The 18,644-nt window shown below is 69.3% G+C and carries 13 protein-coding genes; 10 read left to right on the top strand and 3 right to left on the bottom strand.

What is annotated here, in order from left to right; all coding sequences use genetic code 11:
* Positions 1-241: 241 nt before the first annotated feature.
* The 4 genes from metH to PUR53_RS34715 all read left to right on the top strand — a co-directional run bounded on the left by metH (position 242) and on the right by PUR53_RS34715 (position 8,286).
* Complete coding sequence (gene metH / locus PUR53_RS34730; protein ID WP_329897665.1) at positions 242-3,769, top strand: methionine synthase; 3,528 nt, start codon at positions 242-244, stop codon at positions 3,767-3,769.
* A gap of 128 nt (positions 3,770-3,897) precedes the next feature.
* Positions 3,898-4,602, top strand: a complete 705-nt coding sequence (locus PUR53_RS34725; protein ID WP_329897666.1) for an HAD family hydrolase — start codon at positions 3,898-3,900, stop codon at positions 4,600-4,602.
* 404 nt (positions 4,603-5,006) lie between these two features.
* A complete protein-coding gene (locus tag PUR53_RS34720) occupies positions 5,007-6,611 on the top strand; it encodes an ABC transporter substrate-binding protein (RefSeq protein WP_329897667.1) in 1,605 nt (534 codons plus the stop codon).
* Between the two features lie 91 nt (positions 6,612-6,702).
* The gene (locus PUR53_RS34715; protein ID WP_329910851.1) at positions 6,703-8,286 is read left to right on the top strand and encodes an ABC transporter substrate-binding protein; all 1,584 of its coding nucleotides are present in this window, start codon (positions 6,703-6,705) and stop codon (positions 8,284-8,286) included.
* A gap of 95 nt (positions 8,287-8,381) precedes the next feature.
* On the opposite strand, the gene PUR53_RS34710 is transcribed toward PUR53_RS34715, so the two are convergent.
* A complete protein-coding gene (locus PUR53_RS34710; RefSeq protein WP_045557086.1) occupies positions 8,382-9,053 on the bottom strand; it encodes a response regulator in 672 nt (223 codons plus the stop codon).
* A gap of 15 nt (positions 9,054-9,068) precedes the next feature.
* A complete protein-coding gene (locus PUR53_RS34705; protein ID WP_329897669.1) occupies positions 9,069-9,992 on the bottom strand; it encodes a RecB family exonuclease in 924 nt (307 codons plus the stop codon).
* Between the two features lie 671 nt (positions 9,993-10,663).
* Here PUR53_RS34705 and PUR53_RS34700 point away from each other — a divergent pair.
* From PUR53_RS34700 to PUR53_RS34690, 3 genes are all read left to right on the top strand, one after another.
* Positions 10,664-12,337: a site-2 protease family protein gene (locus PUR53_RS34700; protein WP_443080398.1), complete on the top strand. Its 1,674-nt coding sequence runs from the start codon at positions 10,664-10,666 to the stop codon at positions 12,335-12,337.
* Between the two features lie 52 nt (positions 12,338-12,389).
* Positions 12,390-13,292 carry a tRNA (adenine-N1)-methyltransferase gene (locus PUR53_RS34695; protein WP_045557089.1) on the top strand — a complete coding sequence of 301 codons (903 nt, stop codon included), beginning with the start codon at positions 12,390-12,392 and terminating at the stop codon, positions 13,290-13,292.
* A 195-nt stretch (positions 13,293-13,487) separates the two neighbouring features.
* Positions 13,488-14,060 carry a hypothetical protein gene (locus PUR53_RS34690; RefSeq protein ID WP_329897670.1) on the top strand — a complete coding sequence of 191 codons (573 nt, stop codon included), beginning with the start codon at positions 13,488-13,490 and terminating at the stop codon, positions 14,058-14,060.
* 90 nt (positions 14,061-14,150) lie between these two features.
* Here the strand turns inward: PUR53_RS34690 and PUR53_RS34685 are convergent, their stop codons facing one another.
* A complete protein-coding gene (locus PUR53_RS34685; RefSeq protein ID WP_329897671.1) occupies positions 14,151-14,456 on the bottom strand; it encodes a ferredoxin in 306 nt (101 codons plus the stop codon).
* 270 nt (positions 14,457-14,726) lie between these two features.
* Between PUR53_RS34685 and arc the strand changes: the two genes are divergently transcribed.
* From arc to PUR53_RS34670, 3 genes are all read left to right on the top strand, one after another.
* Positions 14,727-16,493: a proteasome ATPase gene (arc, locus tag PUR53_RS34680; protein ID WP_033531660.1), complete on the top strand. Its 1,767-nt coding sequence runs from the start codon at positions 14,727-14,729 to the stop codon at positions 16,491-16,493.
* A 234-nt stretch (positions 16,494-16,727) separates the two neighbouring features.
* Entirely contained in the window at positions 16,728-18,239 is a 1,512-nt protein-coding gene (gene dop / locus PUR53_RS34675; RefSeq protein ID WP_392311766.1) for a depupylase/deamidase Dop, read from the top strand.
* Positions 18,240-18,427: 188 nt separating this feature from the next.
* The gene (locus PUR53_RS34670; protein ID WP_045557092.1) at positions 18,428-18,643 is read left to right on the top strand and encodes a ubiquitin-like protein Pup; all 216 of its coding nucleotides are present in this window, start codon (positions 18,428-18,430) and stop codon (positions 18,641-18,643) included.
* The last annotated feature ends 1 nt before the right edge of the window (position 18,644 follow it).

The raw sequence follows: 18,644 nt of genomic DNA, 5'->3' as shown, positions 1-18,644 counted from the left end.
TCCGGTGCGCCTCCGGTGCCCCTGGGGTGCCCATGTGGCCGTGGGGTGTCCGAAGCGTGCCGGAGTGGTGTCCGTCGTTCTTTTCGTCGTCGGAGTAAACCGCACCCGGGCGGGTGCGCCACGCCGGTCCGCCCCGTGGACGCCCCTGACCATCCGCGCCGCTCCGGGCTAGGCTTGCCGCGTGCGCCTTCCGCTGGGAGGGCGCAAAGCCGACAGCCGTCGCACTCCAGGGAGCAGCTCCATGGCCTCGTCGCCGAACACGTCCCTCACGTCCGCCGCCGCAGGCCGGGCCCGATCCGAGGCCCTCCGCGAGGCCCTCGCCACCCGTGTGGTGGTCGCCGACGGCGCGATGGGCACGATGCTGCAGGCGCAGGACCCCACACTGGAGGACTTCCAGCAGCTGGAGGGCTGCAACGAGGTCCTCAACGTCACCCGCCCCGACATCGTCCGCTCGGTGCACGCCGCGTACTTCGACGCGGGCGTCGACTGCGTGGAGACCAACACCTTCGGCGCCAACCTCACCGCACTGGGCGAGTACGACATCCCCGAGCGCACCGCCGAGCTGTCCGAGGCGGGCGCCCGCATCGCCCGCGAGACGGCCGACGAGTACGCCGCCCGCGACGGACGGCAGCGCTGGGTCCTGGGCTCCATCGGCCCCGGCACCAAGCTGCCCACCCTCGGCCACACCACCTTCACCGCCATCCGTGACGCGTACCAGCAGAACGCCGAGGGCCTGCTGGCCGGCGGTGCCGACGCGCTCCTGGTGGAGACCACCCAGGACCTGCTGCAGACCAAGGCCTCCGTCATCGCCGCCCGCCGCGCGATGGAGACCGCCGGCTACGACGTTCCCCTGATCGTGTCGGTGACGGTCGAGACGACCGGCACGATGCTCCTCGGCTCCGAGATCGGCGCCGCGCTGACCGCGCTGGAGCCGCTCGGCATCGACATGATCGGCCTGAACTGCGCGACCGGCCCCGCCGAGATGAGCGAACACCTGCGCCATCTGGCCCGCCACTCCCGCATCCAGCTCTCCTGCATGCCCAATGCCGGACTGCCGGTGCTGACCAAGGACGGCGCCCACTACCCGCTGACCGCCCCGGAGCTGGCGGACGCGCAGGAGAACTTCGTTCGCGAGTACGGTCTCTCCCTCGTCGGCGGCTGCTGCGGCACCACCCCCGAGCACCTGCGCCAGGTCGTCGAGCGGGTCCGGGACATCACCCCCACCGCCCGCGACCCGCGGCCCGAGCCCGGCGCCGCCTCCCTCTACCAGAGCGTGCCGTTCCGCCAGGACACCGCGTACATGGCCATCGGCGAGCGCACGAACGCCAACGGGTCGAAGAAGTTCCGCGAGGCCATGCTGGAGGCCCGCTGGGACGACTGTGTGGAGATGGCCCGCGACCAGATCCGCGAGGGCGCCCACATGCTCGACCTCTGCGTCGACTACGTGGGCCGCGACGGCGTCGCCGACATGGCCGAACTCGCCGGCCGGTTCGCCACCGCCTCCACCCTTCCCATCGTCCTCGACTCCACCGAAGTGGACGTCCTCCGGGCCGGGTTGGAGAAGCTCGGCGGACGGGCCGTCATCAACTCCGTCAACTACGAGGACGGCGACGGCCCCGAGTCCCGCTTCGCCAAGGTCACCCGGCTGGCGCAGGAGCACGGGGCCGCGCTGATCGCGCTGACCATCGACGAGGAGGGCCAGGCCCGCACCCCGGAGAAGAAGGTCGAGATCGCCGAACGGCTCATCGACGACCTCACCGGCAACTGGGGCATCCACGAGTCGGACATCCTCATCGACACCCTGACCTTCACCATCTGTACCGGTCAGGAGGAGTCCCGCAAGGACGGCATCGCCACCATCGAGGCGATCCGCGAACTCAAGCGCCGCCACCCGGACGTCCAGACCACCCTCGGCCTGTCGAACATCTCCTTCGGCCTCAACCCGGCCGCCCGCATCCTCCTCAACTCCGTCTTCCTCGACGAGTGCGTCAAGGCGGGCCTGGACTCGGCGATCGTGCACGCGTCGAAGATCCTGCCGATCGCCCGCTTCAGCGAGGAGGAGGTGCAGACGGCCCTCGACCTCATCCACGACCGCCGCGCCGAGGGCTACGACCCGCTGCAGAAGCTGATGGCGCTGTTCGAGGGCGCCACCGCCAAGTCCCTGAAGGCGGGCAAGGCCGAGGAGCTGGCCGCCCTCCCGCTGGAGGAGCGCCTCAAGCGCCGCATCATCGACGGCGAGAAGAACGGCCTGGAGGCCGACCTCGACGAGGCCCTCCAGACCCGCCCCGCCCTCGACATCGTCAACGACACCCTCCTGGACGGCATGAAGGTCGTCGGCGAACTCTTCGGCTCCGGCCAGATGCAGCTGCCGTTCGTGCTCCAGTCCGCCGAGGTCATGAAGACCGCCGTCGCCCACCTCGAACCGCACATGGAGAAGTCCGACGACGAGGGCAAGGGCACCATCGTCCTCGCGACCGTCCGTGGCGACGTGCACGACATCGGCAAGAACCTCGTCGACATCATCCTGTCCAACAACGGCTACAACGTCGTCAACCTCGGCATCAAGCAGCCCGTCTCCGCGATCCTGGACGCCGCCGCCGAGCACCGCGCCGACGTCATCGGCATGTCCGGCCTCCTGGTCAAGTCCACGGTGATCATGAAGGAGAACCTTCAGGAGCTGAACCAGCGCGGCCTGGCCGCCGACTACCCCGTCATCCTCGGCGGCGCCGCCCTCACCCGCGCCTACGTCGAGCAGGACCTGCACGAGATCTACGAGGGCGAGGTCCGCTACGCCCGCGACGCCTTCGAGGGCCTGCGCCTGATGGACGCCCTCATCGGCGTCAAGCGCGGCGTCCCCGGCGCGCAACTGCCCGAACTGCGGCAGCGCCGGGTCAAGGCCACGGCCGCGGCCACCGTCGTCGAGGACCGTCCCGAGGAGGGCCACGTCCGCTCCGACGTCGCCACCGACAACCCCGTCCCCACGCCCCCGTTCCGGGGCACCCGCGTCGTCAAGGGCATCCAGCTCAAGGAGTACGCGTCCTGGCTGGACGAGGGGGCGTTGTTCAAGGGGCAGTGGGGGCTGAAGCAGGCCCGCACCGGCGACGGCCCCACCTACGAGGAGCTCGTCGAGACCGAGGGGCGGCCCCGGCTGCGCGGCCTGCTGGACAAACTCCAGACCGAGAACCTCCTCGAAGCGGCCGTCGTCTACGGCTACTTCCCCTGCGTGTCCAAGGACGACGACCTGATCATCCTGGACGACGACGGCAACGAACGGACCCGGTTCTCCTTCCCGCGCCAGCGCCGCGGCCGCCGGCTGTGCCTGGCCGACTTCTTCCGCCCCGAGGAGTCCGGCGAGACCGACGTGGTCGGCCTCCAGGTCGTCACCGTCGGCTCCCGCATCGGCGAGGAGACCGCCAAGCTCTTCGAGGCCAACTCCTACCGCGACTACCTCGAACTCCACGGCCTGTCCGTGCAGTTGGCCGAAGCCCTCGCCGAGTACTGGCACGCGCGCGTCCGCTCGGAGCTGGGCTTCGCAGGCGAGGACCCCGCCGCGATCGAGGACATGTTCGACCTCAAGTACCGGGGCGCCCGCTTCTCCCTCGGCTACGGCGCCTGCCCCGACCTCGAGGACCGTGCCAAGATCGCCCAGCTCCTCGAACCCGAGCGGATCGGCGTCCAGCTCTCGGAGGAGTTCCAGCTCCACCCCGAGCAGTCCACCGACGCCATCGTCATCCACCACCCCGAGGCGAAGTACTTCAACGCACGGTGAGGCCCCGCCCGAGGGCTCAGCCGCACCGAAAGGCGCTTCCTCGCGCGGCGTCGTAGACTGGTCGGTCCACCGCAGGCCGGTTCCCCACCCGGGAACCGGCCTGCTCGTCCCACAAGGAGGTGCGCCGGATGACCACGACGATTCCCGCGCCAGGAACCCGTACGGCCGAAGGCTCGGCGCTCCAGGCCGTGCTCCTCGACATGGACGGCACCCTGGTCGACACCGAGGGGTTCTGGTGGGACGTGGAGGTCGAGGTCTTCGCCGGCCTCGGACACGCCCTCGACGACTCCTGGCGCCATGTCGTGGTCGGCGGACCCATGACCCGCAGCGCGGGCTTCCTGATCGAGGCCACCGGCGCCGACATCACCCTCGCCGAACTCACCGTGCTGCTCAACGACGGCTTCGAGGCCCGCATCGAGCGCACACTGCCGCTGATGCCCGGCGCCTCCAGACTCCTCGCCGAACTCGCCGCCCACGGCGTCCCCACCGCCCTGGTCTCCGCCTCGCACCGGCGCATCATCGACCGCGTCCTGACCTCTCTCGGCCCCCAGCACTTCGCGCTGACCGTCGCCGGCGACGAGGTCGAACGGACCAAGCCGTTCCCCGACCCCTATCTGCTCGCGGCCTCCGGTCTCGGCGCGGACCCGGCCCGGTGCGCCGTCATCGAGGACACCGCCACCGGTGTCGCCGCCGCGGAAGCCGCCGGCTGCCACGTGGTCGCCGTCCCGTCCGTGGCCCCCATCGCCCCCGCCGTCCGGCGCACCGTCGTCACCTCGCTGGAAGAGGTCGACCTGCCATTTCTGCGCGGTCTCATGGCGATCACGGCCAATTGAAAACGCAAGGAATTCCAAGATCGCGCACTGGGCCCCGGACGGGGAATTCGACGGGTCGCGATGACTGAATTCCCACGCGAGGGAATACCTTTCCACCTGTGACCTTGACCACTTCCCGGGGCGCCCGAAGTGGCTGCCAGACGCCCCCGAACCCCCGGGTCGGGGGCGTCCGGCACGCCTTTGTGTCCTGATTGGAGAGGCGTACCCCAAACATTCCGTGGGCACTACACCGTTTGCGTCCACACCCGGTTCCGCAGCGTGATGGCAACTCAACTCCGGTGTGCGCGGGCCCCTCTGGCGATGCGGGCTAATCTCGTCGCGAGAACATCGCCGTACTTCCCGAGACGCGCTCGCACCACCCCGCCAGCACCCATCTCGGACCACAGCTCTGGAGAATCGCGAGCATGAACCGCAAGACCCTGGTGGTGCCGGCCGTGATCGGTCTGCTCACCCCGGTACTCGCCGCCTGCGGTGCCACCGACAGCGCGGGCGACAGCGGTGACGCGATCGTCGTCGGCACCACCGACCACTTCACCGCCTCCGAAAAGGCCCCGGCCCCCATCGACCCGGCCTACGCCTACGACGTCGGCACCTGGAACATCCTCCGCCAGACCGTCCAGACCCTCCTGGTCCAGCCGCGCGGCGACGGCGAACCGGAGCCCGAGGCCGCCTCCAGCTGCTCCTTCACCGACACCGGCAACGAGCGCTACGCCTGCACCCTGCGCGACGGCCTGAAGTTCGCGAACGGCGACCCGATCACCGCCGAGGACGTGAAGTTCTCCATCGACCGGGCCCGCTCCCTCAAGGCCGACAGCGGTGTCTTCGCCCTGCTGTCGACCATCGACCTCATCGAGACCAAGGGCGACAACGAGGTGATCTTCCACCTCAACAGCCCCGACGCGACCCTCCCGTACAAGCTGTCCACCCCCGTCGCCGGCATCGTCAACCCCGCCGACTACGACAAGGGCAAACTGCGCGACGGCTTCCAGGTCGACGGCTCCGGCCCGTACACCATGGACGCCGAGGTCGAGAACAACGAGCTGGTCCGGGCCGTGTTCACCAAGAACCCCCACTACAAGGGGCAGTTGGACCCGAAGAACGACAAGGTCGAACTCCGCTCCTTCGCGAACGCCGACGCCATGGGCACCGCCCTGAAGAACGGCGACATCGACCTGATGACCCGCACGATGACCCCCGAGCAGATCACCAAGCTCTCCGACGCGGCCGACAGCGACATCGACGTCATCGAGTCCGCCGGCCTGGAGATCCGCTACCTCGCCTTCAACACCGAGGCCTCGCCGGTCAGGAGCACCGCCGTCCGCCGCGCCATGGCCGAGGTCATCGACCGGGGCGAACTCGTCTCCAAGGTGTACGGCTCCCAGGCCGAACCGCTCTTCTCCCTGGTCCCCGCGGGCATCACCGGCCACTCCAACTCGTTCTTCAACAAGTACGGAGACCCGGACGTCGCCAAGGCCAAGTCGACCCTGGAGTCGGCCGGCGTCACCGCCCCGGTGAAGCTGACCCTCCACTACACGACCGACCACTACGGCGCCGCCACGAAGAAGGAGTTCGAGGTGCTGAAGAAGCAGCTCGACGACAGCGGCCTGTTCGACGTCACCATCAAGGGCGCCCCCTGGTCCACGTTCCGCCCCGCCGAGCAGGACGGCGAGTACGCGGTCTACGGCATGGGCTGGTTCCCGGACTTCCCCGACGCCGACAACTACCTCGCGCCCTTCCTCGACAAGGACAACTTCCTCGGCTCGCCCTACGCCAACAGCGAGATCCGCGGCAAGTTGATCCCCGAGTCCCGCCGCGCGGCCGACCGCCTCTCCGCCTCGGAGACCCTCAACGGCATCCAGGACATCGTCGCCGACGACGTGCCGATCCTGCCGCTGTGGCAGGGCAACCAGTACGTCGCCGCCCGCGACGACGTCACCGGCGCCGAGTACGCCCTCAACGCCGCCTCCACGCTCCAGCTCTGGGAGCTGGGCCGCGGCAGAAGCGACTGACCGGACCTCACCACCCCTCCGGTCAGAGGCCGTTCGGCCTCGGGGGAGCCGGAGCGCCCGCAATGCACCCGACGACACAAGGCATCCATACGTGAACATACGCACCCAGTGGCCCGTCCTGACCATCGCGACAGGGCTTGCCGCCGGCCTGCTGACCGGTTGCGGCTCCGACTCGGGGGGATCCGGGGACTCCGGTTCCAACGTCGTGATGGGGATGTCCGACGACGTCCTGGCCACCGACCCCGCCTCCGGCTACGACCCCGGATCCTGGCTGCTCTTCAACAACGTCTTCCAGTCGTTGCTGAGCTTCCCCAACGGCGCCACCGAGCCCGAACCGGACCTCGCCAAGGAGTGCTCCTTCGAGGCCGGCGGCACCACGGTCTACGAGTGCACCCTCAAGGACGGCCTGAAGTTCAGCAACGGTGAGGCGCTCACCGCGAAGGACGTCAAGTTCTCCTTCGACCGCATGCTGAAGATCAACGACGACGCCGGCCCCGCGATCATGTTCCCCATGCTCGACAAGGTCGAGACCCCGGACGACAAGACCGTCCGCTTCGACCTGAAGTACGCCGACGCCACCTTCCCCAGCAAGATCGCCTCCGGCGCCGGCTCGATCGTCGACGAGAGCTCCTACGACGCCGACGGACTCCGCGAGGACGGCGAGGCGGTCGGCTCCGGCCCGTACAAGCTGGAGTCCTTCGGCAAGGACGAGGCCGTCTTCACCGTCAACGAGAACTACCAGGGCACCGCCGACGTCGAGAACAGCGGCGTCACCCTCAAGTTCTTCCACGGCGACCAGGACGCCCTGAAGAAGGCCCTGCTGGAGGGCGACCTCGACGTCACCTACCGGGGCCTGAGCGCCTCCGACATCTCCGACATCGAGACCGACACCTCCACCGCCAGCGGCGTCGAGATCGTCGACGGCACCGGCGCCGAGGTCCAGCACCTCGTCTTCAACATGGACGACCCGGTGACCGGCAAGCTCGGCGTCCGCCAGGCCATCGCCTACCTCCTCGACCGCGAGGCCCTCGTCGACGAGGTCTACCAGGGCACCGCCACCCCGCTGTACTCGATCATCCCGGCCGGCATCACCGGCCACAACACGGCCTTCTTCGACACCTACGGCGCCCGCCCCTCCCGGGCCAAGGCCGAGGCCGCGCTCCGCGCCGACGGCATCGACGACAAGGTCGAACTGACCCTCTGGTCCACCCCGTCGCGCTACGGCCCCTCCACCGACCAGGAGTTGGAAGCCGTCGCCAAGCAGCTCAACGACAGCGGCCTGTTCGACGCCAAGGTCGAATCCGTCGCCTTCGACCGGTACGAGAAGGACATCGCCGCCGGCAAGTACGGCGTGTACGTGAAGGGCTGGGTCCCCGACTACCCGGACCCCGACAACTTCACCGGCCCCTTCTTCGGCAAGGGCAACGTGCTCGGCAACAACTACACCAACAACACCATCACCGGTGAACTCCTCACGAAGACCGCCGCCGAGGGCGAGCGCTCCTCCACGGAGAAGGAGTACGCCGAACTCCAGAACATCGTCGCCACCGACGTCCCGCTCATCCCCATCTGGCAGGCCAAGCAGTACGCCGTCGTCCGCGACGACGTCTACGGCCTGGAGTACTGCCTGGACGCCTCCACCGTCTTCCGCTTCTGGGAGATCAGCAAGGGCTGACACGAGCACGGGCCGACACCACGGCCCCGAACGCCCGAGGGCGCTCCCTTCCACAAGAAGGGAGCGCCCTCGGTGCGTACTGGGGAGCCCGCCGGCTACTGCGCGCCGGGGCGCACCAGCCCGCTCTCGTACGCGTACACCGCCGCCTGCACCCGGTCCCGCAGCCCCAACTTCGTCAGCACATGGCCCACATGCGTCTTCACCGTGGTCTCGCTGACGAACAGATCGGCCGCGATCTCCGCGTTCGACAACCCCCGGGCCACCAGCTTCAACACCTCGACCTCACGGTCCGTCAGCGTGTGCAGCGTGTCCGGAACCGGCTCCTCGCCCGACGGCAGATGTTCCGCGTACTTGTCGAGCAGCCGACGCGTGATGCTCGGCGCGAGCATCGCCTCCCCGTTCGCCACCACCCGGATCGCCTGCACCAGCTCATTGGCCGGAGCGTCCTTCAGCAGAAACCCACTGGCCCCCGCCCGCAGCGCCTCCACCACGTACTCGTCCAGATCGAACGTGGTCAGCACCAGCACCTTCGCCGGACCGTCCCGCCCGGGACCGGTGATCTGACGGGTCGCCTCCACCCCGTCCATCCGGGGCATCCGGATGTCCATCAGAACCACATCGGGCTGCAGCGCCCGCACCTGGTCGATCGCCTGGAGGCCGTCCCCGGCCTCCCCGACGACCGCGAGGTCCTGCTCCGCCTCCAGAATCATCCGGAACCCGGTACGCAGCAGCGGCTGGTCGTCGACCAGTAGGACGCGGATGGCCACGAAAATCTCCTTCGGCTAGTCCGGCCCCATTCTGCCCTGCGCCTCGCCGACCGACTCCGGTGACCTCACCTGGAGGGGGTACGGAGGGGGAGTACCACCGAACTCCGGACACACCGCCTGGTGATCGCACCAACCGCACAGCTTCGTCGGCCGCGGCCGCCAGTCACCGCTCTCCGTGGCCAGCCGGATCGCCTCCCACAGCGCCAGCAACTTGCGCTCCACCCGCTCCAGATCGGCGATCACGGGGTCGTACGTCAGGACGTCACCACTGCCGAGATAGACCAGCTGCAACCGGCGCGGCACCACCTGCTTCAGCCGCCACACCACCAGCGCGTAGAACTTCATCTGGAACAGCGCGCCCTCGGCGTACTCGGGTCGCGGCGCCTTCCCCGTCTTGTAGTCGACGATCCGCACCTCGCCGGTGGGCGCCACATCGACCCGGTCGATGATCCCGCGCAGCCTGAGCCCCGACTCCAGCTCCGCCTCCACGAACAACTCCCGCTCGGCGGGCTCCAGCCGCGTCGGGTCCTCCAGCGTGAACCAGCGCTCCACCAGCCGCTCGGCCTCCGCCAGCCAGCGCGCCAGCCGCTCACCCTCCGCGTCGTCCGCGAACAGCTCCACGACCTCCGGCCTGGTCTCCCGCAGCCGGTCCCACTGCCCGGGCACCAACGCCCTGGCCCGCGGCGCCGTCCGCTCGGCCGCCGGCGCGTCGAAGAGTCTCTCCAGCACCGCGTGCACCAGCGTGCCCCGGGTCGCCGCCTCGCTCGGCTTCTCCGGCAGCCGGTCGATCACCCGGAACCGGTACAGCAGCGGACACTGCATGAAGTCACTGGCGCGCGACGGCGACAGCGAAGCGGGCGGCGCGGCGGCCCGCACGACAGGACGGTCGCCCTCGCCACCCACGGGAACGGCGGGGGTGCCGTCGGTGCTGGTTTCCATGACCACAGACCATACGGCCCACCACTGACAGTGACAGCCACGGCCCCGCACGACCGCCGGGCGACACCGCGCCCGCCGACACCCGTGTGCCTCGTGCGACGCGGGGGAAAACAGAGGGGGTACCGGGGCGGAACGTGCCCCGGTGACGGCATAGCATCGACGACAGACCCATCCGCCCGGCCACCGGGTGCGGAAGACGCTTCGAACGAGGGGACATCGTGGAGACGAGCGGCGGGAGCGGGCAGCCGCGGTCCGACAGCGAGGAGGCGCCCGAGCGCGCCCACCGCGACACGACCGGCACACCGGCGAACCAGAACGCCCCCACCGACCCCCACCCCACCCCCGACCGCCCGAACACCCCCGCGACCGCGAACCCGACAGCCGCGGAGAGGCCCGCCGCGCCCGCCGCCGACGCTGCCGCGACCGCCGACGACGGTGAGGCCGCCGATGACGGCAAGGCCGCTCATGACTCGGCGTCGGCCGACAATGGCTCGACGGCCGCTACCGGTACGACGGCCGACAAGGGCATGACGGCCGGCGACGGCTCGACTGCTGTAAACGGCTCGACGGGCGGTACCGATACGACGGCCGACAAGGGCATGACGGCCGGCGACGGCTCGACTGCTGAAAACGGCTCGACGGTCGGTACCGATACGACGGCCGACAAGGGCATGACGGCCGGCGACGGCACGCCTACCGACAACGGCGCGACGGCCGACACGGGCGAGGCTCCAGAACCCGCCGCCACGCCCCCCTCCGCCACGCCTCCCGGCGACGGGACGCCCGCCGACGCCGAAACGGCGAAGCCGCTGACCGACCCGCCCACGGCCTCCACCCCCGCCGACCCGGAGCAGGCCCCCGCGCCCGGTGACCCGGCGAAGGCCCACGCAACTGTCGACCCGGAGAGGACCCACGCGCCTGCCGACTCGGCGAGGGCCTCCACCCCCGCCGACCCGGGGCAGGCCCACGCCCCCGCCGCCCCGAAGAAAGCCCCCGCCCCCGCCGACCCGGAGCAGGCCCCCGCCCCCGCCGACCGGGACAAGCCCCCCGCCCCCGCCGACCGGGACAAGCCCCCCGCCCCCGCCGACCTCACCAAGCCCCCCGTCCGGGCGGACGAGCCGGAGCGCAGCGCGACGTCCTCGCACCCCTATGCCCACTCGGACGCCGCGTCCAAGCCCCCCGAGCGCCCCAAGGAGCCCGGCGGCGGCATCCTCATGGGCCGGCCCTTTGGCGTGCCCGTGTACGTCGCGCCCAGCTGGTTCCTGGTCGCCGCCCTGATCACCTGGGTCTTCGGTGGCCAACTCGACCGCGTCCTGCCCGAACTCGGCGCCCTCCGCTACCTCGTCGCCCTCTTCTTCGCGGTCGCCTTCTACGGCTCCGTACTCGTCCACGAACTCGCCCACACCATCGCCGCCCTGCGCTACAAGCTGCCCGTGCGCCGCATCCAGCTCCAGTTCTTCGGCGGCGTCTCCGAGATCGAGAAGGAGTCCGAGACCCCCGGCCGCGAATTCGTCCTCGCCTTCGTGGGCCCCCTCCTCTCCCTGATCCTCGCGGGCGTCTTCTACGTCGCCCTGCTGGCCGTCGAGCCCGGCACCGTCCCCGGCGTCCTGCTCGCCGGCCTGATGATCTCCAACCTCATCGTCGCCGCTTTCAACCTGCTCCCCGGCCTGCCCCTCGACGGCGGCCGCATGCTCCGCGCCGTCGTCTGGAAGATCACCGGCAAGCCCATGAGCGGCACCATCGCCGCCGCCTGGGTCGGCCGCGCCCTCGCCGTCTCCGTCCTCATCGGACTCCCGCTGCTCACCCAGTCCGGCCTGCTCGGCTCCGCCGCCGAGGACAGCGTCGGCATGGACACCGTCCTGGACGCCCTGCTCGCCGCGATCCTCGCCGCGATCATCTGGACCGGCGCCGGCAACAGCCTCCGCATGGCCCGCCTGCGCGAACACCTGCCCGAACTCCGGGCCCGCGCCCTCACCCGCCGAGCCGTCCCCGTCGAGACGGACACCCCCCTCTCCGAGGCGCTCCGCCGCGCCAACGAGGCCGGCGCCCGCGCCCTCGTCGTCGTCGACCCCGACGGCGAACCCCTCTCCCTCGTCCGCGAGGCCGCCATCGTCGGCGTCCCCGAACACCGCCGCCCCTGGGTCGCCGTCAGCGGCCTCGCCCAGGACCTCACCGACGGCATGCGCGTCTCCGCCGAACTCGCCGGCGAAGAACTCCTCGACACCCTCCGCGCGGCCCCCGCCACGGAGTACCTGGTCGTCGAGGACTCGGGCGAGATCTACGGAGTCCTCTCGGCGGCGGACGTGGAACGCGCCTTCGTCAAGGCGATGGCCCGCCCCAGCTGAGCTCCCCGCGACCATGGTCGGCGCCCTCCCCGGGGACCGGTAGGCTGGTCACATGTCCGAACCGACCGGTGCCGCCCGCCGTCGCGGGCCCTTCAAGGTCGGGGACCAGGTCCAGCTCACCGACCCCAAGGGACGCCACTACACGTTCACGCTCGAAGAGGGAAAGAACTTCCACACCCACAAGGGTTCCTTCCCGCACGACGAGCTGATCGGCGCTCCCGAGGGCAGTGTTGTCCGCACCACGGGGAACGTCGCCTACCTGGCGCTCCGCCCCCTGCTCCCCGACTACGTCCTGTCCATGCCCCGCGGCGCCGCCGTGGTCTACCCCAAGGACGCGGGGCAGATCCTCGCCTTCGCCGACATCTTCCCCGGCGCCCGCGTCGTCGAGGCCGGCGTCGGCTCCGGCTCGCTCAGCAGCTTCCTGCTGCGCGCCATCGGCGACCAGGGCATGCTGCACAGCTACGAGCGCCGCGCCGACTTCGCCGAGATCGCCCAGGCCAACGTGGAGCGCTATTTCGGCGGCCCCCACCCCGCCTGGCAGCTCACCGTCGGCGACCTCCAGGACAACCTCAGCGACACCGAGGTCGACCGCGTCATCCTCGACATGCTCGCCCCCTGGGAGTGCCTGGAGGCCGTCTCCAAGGCCCTCGTCCCCGGCGGCATCGTCTGCTGCTACGTGGCCACCACCACCCAGCTCGCCCGGACCGTCGAGTCCATCCGCGAGATCGGCTGCTTCAACGAGCCGAGCGCCTGGGAGTCGATGATCCGCAACTGGCACATCGAGGGCCTGGCCGTCCGCCCCGACCACCGCATGATCGGCCACACCGGTTTCCTGCTCACCGCCCGCCGCCTCGCCGACGGCGTCGAGCCCCCCATGCGCCGCCGCCGCCCCGCCAAGGGCGCCTACGGCGAGGACTACGCAGGACCCAACGCCGACGGCGGCTCCGGCCGCTGACTCCGCCGTACGACGAACGCGCCTTCGATGTGGCCGAGTTCCCCGCAGTGCACGGGAACTCGGCCACGGCGCTTTCCCGTTGACGTGCCACCGAAAAGCTGCGGGAACCACGTACCCCGCCGTTCCACCCCCCTGTGACGTGTGGCACCATGCGGGTCATCCCCACCGGCACAGCACCCTCAGGAGACGCTCCTAGTGCAGCAATCCGCCGTCCCGGAACTGGCTCACGCGCACACCCGCCCCATCCACTGGCTCGCCACGGCCACCGCCCTCGCCGGCGTCGTCGCCCTGTCGTCCGCCCTCCAGCCCGACGCGGCGAGAGCGGCCCAGCCCGTCGTGAAGGCAGCCCCGGCTCCCGCCGTCGCGGCCCCCGACCCCGCCGAGGTCGACCTCCCGCTCGACTGCGGACCCGTCGGCGTCGTCGTGAAGAAGAAGGCCTCCGGAGACCTCGACGGGGACGGCCGACCCGAGACCGTGGCCGTCGTCCACTGCGATGCCAGCATGGGCACCCCGCCCGACGGCGTGTACGTGCTCACCCGCTCCACCGACGCCGCGCAGCCCCGGGTCGTCGCCACCCTGGTCAACCCCAAGGACCGCACCACCGTCTCCGACTTCGCCGTCCGCGACGCCGCCGTCACCGCCACCCTGCACGGCTACTCGTCCGCCGAGGTCCCCAACTGCTGCCCGGACGTCACGGACCCCGTCAAGTGGCAGTGGAAGAACGGGGCGTTCGTGCGCTCCACGCCCGCAGGGACACAAAGCGTCTGACACCGGCCGCTCCCGGGCGAACGGGAAGTGATCACCCGGCAAACCCGGTGTGAGAAAGCAGACACAGGGCGACGCGGAGTGCCCGCCGGGTCACTCCGCGTCAGGCCCGAAGACCTCGACCCTGTCCGAAACGCGACGTACATGGATGCACTCGCCCGGACACTCCTTCGCGGAGTCCACCACATCCGTGAGAAGCGGCAGCGGGACGGGCGTTGTCGCCCCCGGCGCCTGCAGCAACTCCTCGTCCGGACTCTTCACATAGGCCAGTCCGTCGATGTCCAGCTCGAACACCTCGGGCGCGTACTGCACGCAGATACCGTCACCGGTGCACAGGTCCTGGTCGATCCAGACCTCGAGCGCCTCGCCCGCGGCCGTGGCCTCCTGCTGCACGCTCATCTCTCCTGCCGCCTCATGCGTCGGGTCAATCGTCGAGTCTTTTCGTCGAGCCGGTCGGGAACGATGCAGGCTCTGACGGGTGTTGAACACTTCGACCCTACCCGGGGCGGCTTCCCAATCATGTTCGGTGGGTATTCCCCTGGCGTGAGGGAGAGCGCAAGGGTGAAGATCGGACACACCCCGACCGTCTTTGTGATCTAGGGGTTTCAATCGACACCCACCCAGGTAGGGTCTGGAAGCGTCCAGCTCCCCTTGGAGGAGGTGAGGACCGTGGCAGCCCACGACGACGACATGAACCGCGGCATCCGCCCGGGACGAGGGTCCGACGACCCGGCCGGGCAGATTGCCTATCTTGAGCAGGAGATCGCCGTCCTGCGACGCAAGCTCGCCGACTCTCCGCGACACACGAGGATTCTCGAAGAGCGGATCGTCGAGCTGCAGACAAATCTGGCCGGCGTGTCCGCACAGAACGAGCGGCTCGCCAACACGCTCCGTGAGGCCCGCGACCAGATCGTGGCCCTCAAGGAGGAAGTCGACCGGCTCGCACAGCCGCCGGCCGGCTTCGGTGTCTTCCTCACGGCGAACGAGGACGGCACGGCCGACATCTTCACCGGAGGACGAAAGCTCCGGGTGAACGTCAGCCCCAGCGTCGACCTGGAAGAGCTCCGGCGCGGCCAGGAAGTGATGCTCAACGAAGCCCTCAACGTGGTCGAGGCCATGGAGTACGAGAGCGTCGGCGACATCGTCACCCTCAAGGAGATCCTCGAGGACGGCGAGCGCGCCCTCGTACAGGGGCACACCGACGAGGAACGGGTGGTGCGGCTCGCCGAGCCCCTGCTGGACATCACCATCCGCCCCGGCGACGCCCTCCTGCTCGAACCCCGCTCCGGCTACGTCTACGAGGTCGTGCCCAAGAGCGAGGTCGAGGAACTCGTCCTCGAAGAGGTCCCCGACATCGGGTACGAGCAGATCGGTGGCCTCGGCAACCAGATCGAGATGATCCGCGACGCGGTCGAGCTCCCCTATCTCTACCCGGACCTGTTCAAGGAGCACGAACTGCGCCCGCCCAAGGGCGTCCTGCTCTACGGACCCCCCGGATGCGGCAAGACGCTCATCGCCAAGGCCGTCGCCAACTCACTGGCGAAGAAGGTCGCCGAAGTCACCGGCCAGGCCCAGGGCAAGAGCTTCTTCCTCAACATCAAGGGCCCCGAGCTCCTCAACAAGTACGTCGGCGAGACCGAGCGACAGATCCGCCTCGTCTTCCAGCGTGCGAGGGAGAAGGCCAGCGAGGGCACCCCCGTCATTGTCTTCTTCGACGAGATGGAATCCCTCTTCCGCACCCGCGGATCCGGCGTCAGCTCGGACGTGGAGAACACCATCGTCCCGCAGCTGCTCGCCGAGATCGACGGCGTGGAAGGCCTGCAGAACGTGGTCGTGATCGGCGCCTCCAACCGTGAGGACATGATCGACCCCGCCATCCTGCGCCCCGGCCGGCTCGACGTGAAGATCAAGATCGAGCGTCCGGACGCCGAAGCGGCCAAGGACATCTTCCAGAAGTACCTCACCGAGCGACTCCCCCTCCACACGGACGACCTCGGCGAACACGGCGGCTCCAAGACCACCACCGTCCAGAGCATGATCCAGACGGCAGTGGAACACATGTACGCCGAATCCGAGGAGAACCGCTTCCTGGAAGTCACCTACGCCAACGGCGACAAGGAAGTCCTCTACTTCAAGGACTTCAACTCCGGCGCCATGATCGAGAACATCGTCGGCCGCGCCAAGAAGATGGCGATCAAGGACTTCCTCGACAAGAACCAGAAGGGCCTCCGCGTCTCCCACCTCCTCCAGGCCTGCGTGGACGAGTTCAAGGAGAACGAGGACCTGCCCAACACCACCAACCCGGACGACTGGGCCCGAATCTCCGGAAAGAAGGGCGAGCGGATCGTCTACATCCGCACCCTGATCACCGGAAAGCAGGGCGCGGACACGGGTCGCTCCATCGACACGGTGGCGAACACCGGACAGTACCTGTAAAACACAGGGCGGCTGCGGGTGCCCTCAGTGGGTACCCGCAGCCGACTGTTTTCCAGGTAAAGGCCGGAGCACAGCAATGACGCAAATGATCTCCCCACCAGCGCAGAGCCGTTCTAGGCTCTTTCGTACCGCCGAGTCGCGCAGTGCGGGGACGGGCACCGCACACGCACGAGAGCGCCAGCGGTACTTGAGCAGCGTCCCCGACCGAGGACGCCGCCGGGCAAGGAGGGCCGCATGACCGTACGGCGAGTAATGGGCATCGAGACGGAGTACGGGATCTCCGTCCCCGGCCACCCCAATGCCAATGCCATGCTCACCTCGTCCCAGATCGTCAACGCCTACGCAGCGGCGATGCACCGGGCCCGCCGGGCCCGCTGGGACTTCGAGGAGGAGAATCCGCTGCGGGACGCGCGAGGCTTCGACCTCGCCCGCGAGGCCGCCGACTCCAGCCAGCTCACCGACGAGGACATCGGCCTCGCCAATGTCATCCTCACCAACGGCGCGCGGCTCTACGTCGACCACGCCCACCCCGAATACAGCGCCCCCGAGGTCACCAACCCCCTCGACGCCGTCCTGTGGGACAAGGCCGGCGAGCGCATCATGGCCGAAGCCGCCGAACGCGCGGCCCAGCTCCCCGGCGCCCAGCCGATCCACCTCTACAAGAACAACACCGACAACAAGGGCGCCTCCTACGGCACGCACGAGAACTACCTGATGAAGCGGGAGACCGCATTCTCGGACATCGTGCGCCACCTGACCCCCTTCTTCGTCTCCCGCCAGGTCTTCGCCGGCGCCGGCCGCGTCGGCATCGGCCAGGACGGCCACGAACACGGCTTCCAGCTCAGCCAGCGCGCCGACTACTTCGAGGTGGAAGTCGGCCTGGAGACCACCCTCAAACGACCCATCATCAACACCCGCGACGAACCCCACGCCGACGCGGAGAAATACCGCCGCCTCCACGTGATCATCGGCGACGCGAACCTCTCGGAGATCTCGACCTATCTGAAGCTGGGCACGACGGCCCTGGTCCTCTCCATGATCGAAGACGGCTTCATCGCCGTCGACCTGGCCGTCGACCAGCCCGTACGCACCCTCCACCAGGTCTCCCACGACCCGACCCTGCAACGCCTCATCACTCTCCGCAGCGGGCGCACCCTGACCGCCGTACAGCTTCAGATGGAGTACTACGAGCTGTCGCGCAAGTACGTCGAGGAGCGGTTCGGGGCGGACGCGGACGACCAGACGAAGGACGTCCTGACCCGGTGGGAAGACACCCTCAACCGTCTGGAGAACGACCCGATGAGCCTTTCCGGGGAGCTCGACTGGGTCGCCAAGCGGGAACTGATGGAGGGCTACCGGCGCCGTGACGGCCTCGACTGGGACGCCGCGCGCCTGCACCTCGTCGACCTCCAGTACGCCGACGTGCGCGCCGAGAAGGGCCTCTACAACCGTCTGGTGGCCCGCGGCAAGATGAAGCGGCTGCTGACCGAGCAGGGTGTCGACGAGGCCCGTACGAAGCCGCCGGAGGACACCCGTGCGTACTTCCGCGGTCGCTGTCTGGAGCAGTACGCGGACGACGTCGCGGCGGCCTCCTGGGACTCGGTGATCTTCGACCTGCCGGGCCGGGACTCGCTCCAGCGCGTCCCAACCCTCGAACCGCTTCGCGGAACGCGAAATCACGTCAAGGAGCTGCTTGACCGCTGCCGTACGGCAGAAGACCTGGTCAGGGTGTTGTCCGGCAACTGAACCGGGCCCCAATCGTGATCAGCGGCGCAGGGTGGAAACACCGCCGTCCGGGAATCATCGAGGTGGTCCCCGGACGTTGTGGAAACAACAGGGCCAATGTCAGACCCGGCTTGTAGGGTCTGATCATCACCGATCGGCAGGAATGCCGACCTGCCGACCATGTCGGGCAACAGAGCGGGGTGAGGGTTATGGCGACCAAGGACACCGGCGGCGGCCAGCAGAAGGCCACCCGTTCCACCGAGGAGACCGAGGCGGCGCCGGAGGCGCAGGCCTCGGAGGACCTCAAGGAACGGCAGGAGAAGCTCAGCGACGACGTGGACTCGGTTCTGGACGAGATCGACGATGTCCTCGAGGAGAACGCGGAGGACTTCGTTCGAAGTTTCGTTCAGAAGGGTGGCCAGTAGC

This window comes from Streptomyces sp. SP18BB07 (genome assembly GCF_036322545.1).
In the GTDB taxonomy this organism is placed as follows: Bacteria; Actinomycetota; Actinomycetes; order Streptomycetales; family Streptomycetaceae; genus Streptomyces; species Streptomyces deccanensis.
Note: the sequence above shows the minus strand (reverse complement) of the source record. Positions and strands in the feature narration are given on the sequence as shown.

Excerpts from the sequence above, each read along its gene's own strand:
- metH (WP_329897665.1), top strand. The coding sequence starts at position 242 with ATGGCCTCGTCGCCGAACACGTCCCTCACGTCCGCCGCCGCAGGCCGG.
- PUR53_RS34725 (WP_329897666.1), top strand. The coding sequence starts at position 3,898 with ATGACCACGACGATTCCCGCGCCAGGAACCCGTACGGCCGAAGGCTCG.
- PUR53_RS34720 (WP_329897667.1), top strand. The coding sequence starts at position 5,007 with ATGAACCGCAAGACCCTGGTGGTGCCGGCCGTGATCGGTCTGCTCACC.
- PUR53_RS34705 (WP_329897669.1), bottom strand. The coding sequence starts at position 9,992 with ATGGAAACCAGCACCGACGGCACCCCCGCCGTTCCCGTGGGTGGCGAG.
- PUR53_RS34700 (WP_443080398.1), top strand. The coding sequence starts at position 10,664 with ATGACGGCCGGCGACGGCACGCCTACCGACAACGGCGCGACGGCCGAC.
- PUR53_RS34695 (WP_045557089.1), top strand. The coding sequence starts at position 12,390 with ATGTCCGAACCGACCGGTGCCGCCCGCCGTCGCGGGCCCTTCAAGGTC.
- PUR53_RS34685 (WP_329897671.1), bottom strand. The coding sequence starts at position 14,456 with ATGAGCGTGCAGCAGGAGGCCACGGCCGCGGGCGAGGCGCTCGAGGTC.
- dop (WP_392311766.1), top strand. The coding sequence starts at position 16,728 with ATGACCGTACGGCGAGTAATGGGCATCGAGACGGAGTACGGGATCTCC.
- PUR53_RS34670 (WP_045557092.1), top strand. The coding sequence starts at position 18,428 with ATGGCGACCAAGGACACCGGCGGCGGCCAGCAGAAGGCCACCCGTTCC.